This is a genomic window from Blautia sp. AF14-40 (assembly GCF_003479665.1).
GTDB classification, from domain to species: Bacteria; Bacillota; Clostridia; order Lachnospirales; family Lachnospiraceae; genus Fusicatenibacter; species Fusicatenibacter saccharivorans.
The window spans coordinates 1-2,088 of record NZ_QUHK01000090.1; the positions used below are offsets into that span (position 1 = coordinate 1).

Annotated in this window: 2 protein-coding genes and 1 pseudogene; all 3 read left to right on the forward strand. The window is 33.5% G+C overall.

What is annotated here, in order from left to right; all coding sequences use genetic code 11:
* Positions 1-259 (forward strand): helix-turn-helix domain-containing protein (locus DWW13_RS18335; protein ID WP_147398345.1); only part of this gene is annotated, 259 nt, incomplete at its 5' end.
* Between the two features lie 438 nt (positions 260-697).
* A complete protein-coding gene (locus DWW13_RS18340) occupies positions 698-1,555 on the forward strand; it encodes an RrF2 family transcriptional regulator (RefSeq protein WP_118720808.1) in 858 nt (285 codons plus the stop codon).
* 9 nt (positions 1,556-1,564) lie between these two features.
* Positions 1,565-2,088 (forward strand): annotated as a pseudogene (locus DWW13_RS18345) (PucR family transcriptional regulator); the annotation flags it as partial.

The following is a 2,088-nucleotide window of genomic DNA, read 5'->3' on the forward strand; positions in this document are numbered from 1 at the left end:
CATTCCGGAAACATTAAAGAAATTATATTTATATGATGATGAACATAAGGGAGAATTGATTACAACCTTGCAGATGTATCTTAGAAATAACCAAAGCATCAAGAAAACTGCAGACGCAATGTTTGTTCATTATAGAACGATATCTTACAGGCTTGAAAAAATAAAACAAATTTCCGGAATAAATTTTGACAATGCAAATGAAGTACTGGCAGTCAGTAATGGTCTGATTATTTATAAAATGTTAAAAGAAATAGAGTAGAAAAAGAAAGAGAAATCGTGTTGAGGCATGGTTTCTTTTTTTTTGAACGAAGTTCATAAAAAAGTATTATATGGAAGAGTATCGATACGATGGAACAGATTTTACAAAAAAATAAAAAAAATCTTTCCTATTTGTAACATTATAAAAAAACCACAAATGGGATACAATTCAAAACGTTGATGAGAAACATTCTCTGATTCAAATAGACAATGAGAAAAAATTATATTGAAAACCCATCATCGCATTAATATATGTTGCGATATTATTATTTATAGAATTCTAGATCTTATATCTGATGATAGAGTAGAACGACCCCCATATCTTGATGAAATTGATGGAAATTTTTGAATAATCAATTTCATCGTCCGACAGGAACCCACCAATTTTTTAGGACGAACTAATACCTGAAATAGTTTAGCTAAGGAAAGGGGTAAAACTATGCAGCTTACAAGTACAACGGATTATGCTATCAGAATCGTATGTTATCTGGCAGCACAAAGGCAGATGATCTCTACATCAGAATTATCTCAGGAACTAAGTGTTCCAGCCAGTTATATTCCAAAAATAACAAAAAAATTAAAACAAGCAGGAATCATAAAAGCCTGTGAAGGGATAAAGGGTGGATATCAGATTGCAAAACAGCCAGAGAATATATCTTTAAGGGATGTGATATCGTGTACAGAATCCACCATGGCAATTAGCAGGTGCCTGGAAAAAGAGGAAGGTTGCTCCAAAAATTATATAGCCTGCTGTAAAGTACATCAGATTCTGCTGGATCTGCAAAATATATACAATAACCGCTTGGAAAGCGTAAAGATATCAGACATTATCCGTCCTGGTAAGGATGAATATCTTGGAAAATTTTATGTGATTATAAAAGTTAATCTGAGAGAAAAAGATTATGAATGTATTTATTCTCATAATCATGATGTCTATGAACAAGTAAAAACAGCAGAATCATATGATGACTTTATAAAAAAATATGCGGAAAAATATATTTGTGAAGCAGACTGGGTAAATGTCCAGAAATGTCTTGCAGGTGAGAATTTAACAGAACATCTTGTAGATGGATGTGTGGAAGAAGAAATTTTCTATCGCGGAATCATCGAAAATAACGGTACATCGTATGTATGGATGAAAGCTAGTAAGTATGTGGATGTAAAGGAAAATATAGCAATTATTACATTTCATAATACAAAAGTGATTCCGAATACGATTGTAACAATGGAACAGGAGCTAAGAAAAAAAGAACAGGATGTTTGTATGGAACTCGAAAATGCGACTATTAACTTATAGGATGGATTTTTGAGTGAATTTGCACAGGATGAAGAAAAAAAGACGTATCAGAGAGATATTATCCATAATATTCTGAATGGATTACTGAGTTCGAAGGAAATGACTGAAGCGGCAGCACAGCTCGGAATGAAAGAAGGCGATACTTACAGGGTTGTTGATTTTCATACCATCACAAAAAATGTACAAAGAAAATATACAAAAGAACAGCTTCACGAAGTAGGTGTTATCGAGGGTGAATTGATGCATCTTTTGCCGGATGCGCTTATTTACAGAAATATGGATCAGATTGTTATGATTCAACAGGTAGATTCCGATCAGACAGAACTGGAATATCAGAAAGAGATGGAAGAAATAGAGGAGGTTATCCAGCGAAGCATCCTTTATAGAAAGAAAGATACAGACTTTCAGATTGGTATAGGAAAAAGTGTGGAAGGGTATCAACGATTGAAAGAATCTTATTACGAAGCAAGTCAGGCTATCAAGTATATTGAGATTATCCGCCTGGTGACTGGTGATAAGAATAAGTCAGTAGT